Source organism: Rhodococcus sp. KRD162, from assembly GCF_017168335.1.
Lineage (GTDB): Bacteria > Actinomycetota > Actinomycetes > Mycobacteriales > Mycobacteriaceae > Rhodococcoides.
Window position 1 is genome coordinate 1 of sequence record NZ_JABFAU010000060.1, and the last position, 7,724, is coordinate 7,724.

General features: G+C 64.7%; 6 protein-coding genes. 5 read left to right on the top strand and 1 reads right to left on the bottom strand.

Going from position 1 to position 7,724, the window contains the following annotated elements:
- From J1M87_RS26340 to J1M87_RS26360, 5 genes are all read left to right on the top strand, one after another.
- Positions 1-2,104 (top strand): non-ribosomal peptide synthetase (locus tag J1M87_RS26340; RefSeq protein ID WP_206492650.1); only part of this gene is annotated, 2,104 nt, incomplete at its 5' end.
- Complete coding sequence (locus J1M87_RS26345) at positions 2,101-2,796, top strand: formyltransferase family protein (RefSeq protein ID WP_206492651.1); 696 nt, start codon at positions 2,101-2,103, stop codon at positions 2,794-2,796. The genes J1M87_RS26340 and J1M87_RS26345, both read left to right, overlap by 4 nt.
- Positions 2,793-4,928: an MMPL family transporter gene (locus tag J1M87_RS26350; RefSeq protein ID WP_206492652.1), complete on the top strand. Its 2,136-nt coding sequence runs from the start codon at positions 2,793-2,795 to the stop codon at positions 4,926-4,928. Before J1M87_RS26345 ends, J1M87_RS26350 begins: the two co-directional genes overlap by 4 nt.
- A gap of 13 nt (positions 4,929-4,941) precedes the next feature.
- The gene (locus tag J1M87_RS26355) at positions 4,942-5,544 is read left to right on the top strand and encodes a hypothetical protein (RefSeq protein ID WP_206492653.1); all 603 of its coding nucleotides are present in this window, start codon (positions 4,942-4,944) and stop codon (positions 5,542-5,544) included.
- Between the two features lie 58 nt (positions 5,545-5,602).
- Complete coding sequence (locus J1M87_RS26360; RefSeq protein WP_241257487.1) at positions 5,603-6,295, top strand: HNH endonuclease; 693 nt, start codon at positions 5,603-5,605, stop codon at positions 6,293-6,295.
- Between the two features lie 134 nt (positions 6,296-6,429).
- Here the strand turns inward: J1M87_RS26360 and J1M87_RS26365 are convergent, their stop codons facing one another.
- Positions 6,430-7,398, bottom strand: a complete 969-nt coding sequence (locus tag J1M87_RS26365) for a DUF2510 domain-containing protein (RefSeq protein ID WP_206492654.1) — start codon at positions 7,396-7,398, stop codon at positions 6,430-6,432.
- Between the last annotated feature and the right edge of the window lie 326 nt (positions 7,399-7,724).

Here is a 7,724-nt window from a genome sequence, read left to right on the forward strand (position 1 = left end):
CCTCGCGTCCGTGCATGCCTTCGGTGCTCGCGCGAACCGAAACCTGGTCTCTGCGATCGTCTCCCACGCGGGCAAGATCGACCTTGCGGCGCTGTCGGCGCCTGGGTTCGCGGCCACCGCGGTGCGGGCACTGCCGGTGCACACCGGGTTGGTGCCGATCTCGTTCGTCGTCGTCGAGTCGGGCACGCGCACCGAGATCACCGTCTCCTGCCGGGCGGGCCGCGGTGTCGCAGAACGATTGGAGGTGCTTCTCGATCGGATCGTCGCCGAATTCGATCCCGCAGCCGCCCTACCCGCTCCACCAGCGCGAGGCATCAACGGCCCGGCGAACCGGCAGAACGTGAACAGCTTGTTCCAACTGCAGGTCCGCACCCGCCCCGACGCCGTCGCCGTCGTCGCCCCCGACGGCGAGTACACGTACGCCGAAATCGACTGGTGGGCCGACGCTGTCGCCGCCGAGCTGCTGCGCCGCGGCATCGGCCGCGGATCGATCGTCGCCGTACTCGCCGACCGATCCGTCGAAGGGATGGTCGCGCAAGTGGCGATCCTGCGGGCCGGGGCCGCATTCTTGCCCCTCGACCCCAAACACCCCGCCGACCGTCTCGCCGACACCGTCGCCGACTCCGGCGCGGCGCTGCTGCTGACGCGGCCACACCTACGCGATCTCGTCAGCACCGACATCGACGTTGTCGTCGTCGACGACATCGACCAGGACACCGACGAACCCGTCCACGTCCCGGTGACCGCCGACGACATCGCCTTCGTCACCTACACCTCCGGATCGACCGGACGACCGAAAGGCGTACTCGTCCCCCACGGCGGGATCGTGAACTACCTCGAATCCGCCAGCGACTGGTACAAACTCGGCCCCAACACCCGCTTCGCGCACTATCACACCCCCGCAGCGGACATGGCCTGCGCAGCGTTCTTCAGCCCCCTGCTCACCGGCGGCGCCGTCACCCTGATCCCCGACGACATCTCCCACCTCACCCTGCAGACCATGCTGCGCGACTCCGGCGCCAACACCTTCCTGCTGACCCCGAGCTTGCTCGAGGTCATCGTGCGTCTGGAGATCGACGTTCCCACCCCGCGCACCGTCATCATCGGCGGCGAACAACTGCACCCCGCGCTCGCGGCGAAAGCACGCACGTTCTTCGGCCCCGACGCGCACCTGCTCAACAGCTACGGCCCCACCGAACTGTCCATCGTGTGCACCTCCCACGTCATCGGCTCCCCCGACCCGGCGGCGCCGTCGATCCCGATCGGACACCCCGCCGCGAACACCCCGGTCTTCTTGCTCGACGAACACCAACGGCCCGTACCGGCAGGGGAAGTCGGCGAACTGTACTTCGGTGGTCCGCAGCTCGCCCGCGGCTACCTCGCGCGCCCCGAGCTGACAGCGCAACGCTTCGTGCACCTGCCGAGCGGTGAACGCACTTATCGCACCGGGGATCTCGCTCGGCTCCTGCCGAGTGGTGAACTCGATTTCGTGGGTCGCGCCGATCACCAGGTCAAGATCCGCGGCAACCGCGTCGAACCAGGCGAAGTGCAATCGGTGCTCGAGCACTGCCCCGGTGTCAGCCGCGCTGTCGTCCTCGGCCGCGCGCGAGAGGGCGGCGGAAACGTTCTCGTCGCCTACGTGATCGCCGACCACTCCGACGACACCACGGTCCGGGACTTCCTCGCGGAGAGGTTGCCCGCCTACATGATCCCGTCCACTCTGCACTTCGTCGACGAGCTGCCCCTGACCGCGAACGGCAAACTCGACGCCTCCCGCTTGCCCGGCGCATCCCCCGCACCGGCAACCGCACAAGCACCGGCCGCTGTGGACCCCGACGTCGACGACGACCTGACCGCGATCACCACGATCTGGGCCGACGTCCTGCGCCTCGACGTTCACACCCTGAGCGCCGACTCCGACTTCTTCGCCCTCGGCGGCGATTCCCTCGCCTCGGTGGAGATGCTCGCCAAGGTCTCCCGCACCGTCGTCGGCGCAGCAGCGGAACCGGTCTTCGTGGCCCAACTCGAAGGCCTGCTCCATCACCTGACCCTCGGCCGCGTCCACGCCGCCGCGAGCGCCGCACGCGCAGGAGTGAACTCGTGATCTTCATCGGCGGCGGATCGCTGCTCTGGCGCGCCGTCCGGTCCGCCGACACTGCCGGGCACACTGTCGATCTCGTCTGTGTCGACGACCAGGAAAACGTTTCCGGCAATCACCGGATCCTGCGCACCGACGACGTCAACAACGACTACGACATCCTCCGCGGCGCCGCCACCGACGACGTGGTGTTCTCCATCAACAATCCCACCATCTTGCGGGCTCCACTCGTCGGCTCGGACCTGCGGATCTACAACGTCCACAACGGCCCCCTGCCCACATACCGCGGACTGCCCGAGATCGCGATCGTGCATGCCATCCTCGCTGGAGAAACGACCTACGGCGCCACCCTGCACGCCATCGACACCGGCATCGACACCGGAGCCGTGTTCGACACCGAGGACTTTCCGATCGATCCTCAGGGCGGCTTCCAGGACGTGATGGTGCGCGGCCTGCGCGCCTGCCACACCCTCTTCGAGCGCAACCTCGACGCCGTCCTCGCGGACGCTCTCACCCCGATCACACCCCGCGCCCGCGGTGGCGGTTACTTCGGGCGATCGCGGCTCCCTTACCTCGCCGGACATCGCGCCAACCCCGAATACCCGCGCGCCGCGAATCTCGGTGTCTTCACCCCGCTCTACCCCGACCTGGTCGCCGCCCTCGCAGCTGCTCCCACGACCGAAAGTGAGCGCTCGTGAACGTGTGGGCGAGAGTGATCCTTCGACGTCGCTGGACGATCCTGCTAGGTACCGTCGCGCTCGTCCTCATCGCGGGAGCGTGGGGATCGACGGTGATGAACAAACTCGGCGCGGGCGGCTACTCCGACCCCGGCAGCGAGTCCATGCAGGTCGAACGCATCGTGCAAGAACATTTCGGCAGGCAGACACCCGATGCCGTTGCCGTGTACACCGTTCCGGACGGGCGCACCCTCGACGACATCGGCGACGACATCAGCCGCAGTCTCGACTCGATCGACCCCGCCATCCTCGACCGGCCGGTCCTGACCTACTGGAACACCCCCGCCGCCGCCCCGTACCTCCGCTCGCACGACGGCGCCCAGGCGTTGGCGGTCGTGTTCGCCGCCGGAGACGAGAACGAACGTATCGCCGCGTTCGACGAGATCGAACCGCACCTGCGTGTCCCCGGCATCGACACCGACGTCACCGGATTCACCGCTCTTGCAACAGCGATCAACGACCAGTCCGAACGTGACCTCGTCTTCGCCGAATCACTGTCCCTGCCTGTCACTCTCGCCGTGCTCGTCCTCGTCTTCGGCGGGCTCGTCGCCGCCTCCCTCCCGGTCCTCGTCGGTGCCCTATCCGTCCTCGGTGCGCTGGCCTCCTTGCGCCTGATCTCCGAGTTCGTCGACGTCAACGTCTTCGCCGTCAACATCGCATCGCTCCTCGGTCTCGGCCTGGCCATCGACTACGGCCTCTTCATCGTCAGCCGCTTCCGCGAAGAACTCGCCCGGGAGGGCGCCGACACCGCCACTGCGATCACCCGCACCCTGGCCACCGCCGGACGCACCGTCGCGTTCTCCGCACTGCTCCTGATGTGCGCATTCGCCGGAACACTCGTCTTCCCACAGTCGATGCTCAAATCCCTGGGCTTCGGCGCCATGTCCGCTGTCGCGGTTGCCGCCGCGATGTCCCTGACCGTGCTCCCGGCGGCGTTAGCGCTGCTCGGCCACCGCATCAGCACGTGGAGTTGGCGCACCGACGCCTTCGAACACGGCGAGGCCAGAGCCCAACGCTTCTGGGGCACGGTCACCTCAGCTGTCCTACGCCGCCCCGGTGTCATCGCCGCCGCAATCATCACGGCCCTACTGCTCCTCGCGGCACCGGTCACCGGCATCAAACTCGGCGACGTCGACCACACCGCCCTTCCGCCGGGCAGTTCGGCTCGGATCGGCGCCGAAACCGTCGCCGCCGCATTCCCCGCCGCCAACAGCGGCGTCCTGATCCTCGCCACCGGCGCAGACGACACCGCCCCACCCAGCGATGCGATCGCCGGACTGCGCGGCGCCGTCGCCGCTGTCGACGGCGTCACCAATGTCGCCGTCGTCGGCGCCAATGAAACGGTCACGGTCCTTCAAGCGCAGCTGTCGGTCCCCGATCGATCACAAGCTGCGATGACGGCAGTCGAAGACATCCGCGGCCTCCCCGCCCCAGACGGTGTCGACCTGCAGATCGGCGGCCTGAGTGCGATCACTGCGGACGGCGTCGACGCCATCATCGACTGGCTTCCCGTGATGATCGCCATCATGGCGGGAGCTACCCTGCTACTGATGCTGCTCGCCTTCGGATCGATTGTCCTGCCCCTCAAAGCAATTGCCGTGGCGTTCCTGAGCCTGGGCGCAACCTTCGGGATCCTCACCCTCATCTTCTACGACGGACACCTCTCCCACCTGCTCGGCGTCAGCGAAGGCCCACTCGCCGCCGGAATGGTCGTCCTCGTGATCTCCGTCGTCTTCGGACTCTCCACCGACTACGAGGTGTTCCTCATCTCCCGCATGGTCGAAGCCAAACACGCCGGAGCGAGCACCGACGAAGCGATCCTCATCGGAGCAACACGCACCGGCCGAGTCGTCACCGCAGCGGCCACCCTGCTGATCCTCGTCACCGGCGCCTTCACACTCTCCGAGCTGACCCCGATGCGCTTCATCGGAATCGGCATGATCATCGCCCTCGCACTCGACGCCACCCTGGTGCGGATGCTTCTCGTCCCGGCCCTGGTCACGTTGATGGGCAACGCAAACTGGTGGGGACCGGCGTTCCTGCGCACACCTGCGGCGCCCGCCGCGCTTCCGACCACCGCCACCGTGCAGTAGATAGTATTTCGACGTGGCCAAAGGGAAGCAGATAGAAGCAGCACGCGCCGCTGCCGCCGAGCAATCCGCACACTGGTGGCAGTACGCGCAGCTCGCCGCACGCGAGGCTCGCGCCGGACACACACCACCTGCGATGGCCTTGCACGGAATCGTGCTCGGTCACAACGAATTCGCCATCCTCCAAACCGAAGCGACGTACGCGCGTCTCTGGGGAGGAGACGGAACCTACTTCCGCAATTCCACCTTCGCGTTCGGCAACCCCGCATTCGTCGTCGGCGCTCTCGCCGCCTCAGCGATCGGCAACAGCGCACGCAAACGAGCAGCACAGCGCAACGCCCAAGTCACCTGGCGTGAACACCAGCACGTTTCGGTTATCGTGACCAACCACCGTTTCCTGTGCCACACCCGCGTCCGCGGTTGGCTCAGCTTCTACTTCAGTGGAGTAAGCGAGTTCTACCCGGACCTGCACGGCTGGAACGTGACCCTCGTCTTCGAAAATGGCGACCCTCTACAACTATCGGGGCCATCCACACCGGCACTGTCCCTGTGGTCCGCGATCGGTATCCTCGGCCCACGCTGGGCGGACGACCCCAGACTGGCACCCCTGCTCGGCTGACAGCTCCGCAGCGAAACGGCACAACCGCACCGGCGGAACTGCCATTCGGAGACCACCCATGAAACAGCCGTTGCCACCGCAGCGATCAACCCGCCCGTTCGATACGCTCGCCACCGTGGACAACGGCGACGACAACACCCCGATCCCCGCTCCATCGCAGGAACCCCGAGCGGATGTCCTCAGCCGCGTCGCGGCTGCGTTGAGTGGCAATGACATCAGCGCCGCCAAACGCATTATCGGACAGGACTACCCGTTCACACCGCCCGTGACGACATCCCGGAACTACACACCTCGACAGTCGCTACGGATCTTCATCCGCGACGGATTCATCGACCGATACTCCGGTACCCGGCTCGTACATCCCGGGGCACTGCGAGTCCTCTCGCGGACCATGCCGGAGGACTTCCCATTTCACCCCAACTGGCTGATGACCGCGACGCACTTCGCGTTCTGGGAACTCTCACCCACCATCGATCACCTCGTGCCGATCGCACGCGGCGGCGCCGACGACGACACGAATTGGGCAACGACCTCGATGCTCCGCAACTCCGCCAAAGGGCACTGGACCCTCGACGAACTTGGATGGACAATCACACCAGCTGGCGACTACCAGCATTGGGACGGACTGACCGACTGGTTCATCGAACACGTGTATAGGAACCCGGAGTTGTTGGCCGACAAGTACATCGCCCGCTGGCACCGCGCGTCGATCGATGTCTTGAACTCCGATCCGCAGCCGCCTATCCGATGACGCGGCGCGACACGAGAGATTGCCGAGGTCGGCACACGAGCAATGGTCTTTAACGGGGTAGACCAATGCCACCCGCACCGCCAGAATGTCATCGAAGTTGACGTCCAACGGTTTCTCCCCCAACTCCTACACGGCTAACCGCCCATGACCTGATCGAGAACGGCGTTGTACTGGGGAATCAGTGAGGGATCAGTGGGGTCCGATCCATCTTGTGTGTAGCGAAGGAAGATCAGCCCGTTTTGGTGATACGAGGGAAAGATCGTCGAGAACTTGTTTGCCTTCTCGATGTCCGCGAACTGGTAGATCGAAAACTCGTCAGTCGTAATGAGCTTGACGCAACCGCTCTCCAGGCAGAAGGTCGTGTTGACTCGTGGGTCTATCACCGGAAGCCCAGCATTTCGGATTGCCAGCAGAACGTCGTCCGCTGACACCGCATCGGCTGGCACGTCCGGGACGGGACCCGCGCACTTAGGGTTTGTCAGCATCTCAACTTCACTGCCGCCTACGGAGAGTCCTGTGCGTGCTGCGCCAATGCGTCCAACTGCAAACTTGCCATTCGCAATTCGGCTGGCGGCAGTTGGTTCCATCTCGGATGAGCAATCGAAGGCGACATGATAACCGCCATCTTTTTGCAAATAGTCGCTTCGAATCTCAGCAAGAATGTTCTCTAGTTCGGACTGAGTTGGCAATTTGGCAACAATTGCAGTCATGTACTCGGGTCTACCAGGGTTATCCGTTGTCACAACATACATCGGTGTCGCAGATGGTGGTGCGGGTGCAGCGACCGTGGATCGCGTTGTCGCGGGCACGCGGGTTGTTGACGCAACCACCTCTGTAGTTGTGGTCTCCGCGGCGGTGGTGTTCTCGTCATTCTTTCCTAGGTCCAGTTTCGAGATTCCAACGATGACCAGGAAGCCGACAATGACGATCGCGATCGCGAGAAGTTGACGTTTACGATTCTTTGCCTGCTCGGGCGTCTCTGGCGTCGGGGTATAGGCGGCGGGCATAGGTTGTGTCGCGCTGGTCCACTGTTGACCGTCCCAGTAGCGGAGCTGCTGGCTGCCTTCGGGGTCGGGATGCCATCCGGCTGGGGGTGTGTTCATTGTGGTGCCTCTCAGTTGGTCCACGGCGATCGTCGCCGGAGTCTGTATCGATGTATCCGCGTTCCTTCTCCGTGAGGTTCTGGACGCAGATGTAAAGGATGTCGGTGTCGATTAAGAGATAGTTCGTGGTTCCGTCGGCTGCTCTGAATCGTTTCCAGACGAGTGCGTCGATGAGGCCGTCGCGGGTGATGAGAGTTAGTGGTTGGGCCCCCGATAGCAGTCCAGCGTCTATGCGATAGCTAATTGGTTTTCTTGCGTCCAGGTTTCCCAGTAGCGCTGCGGCGTCATGCCGTCCAGGGATCCGTGGGGCCGTTCATGATTGTAGA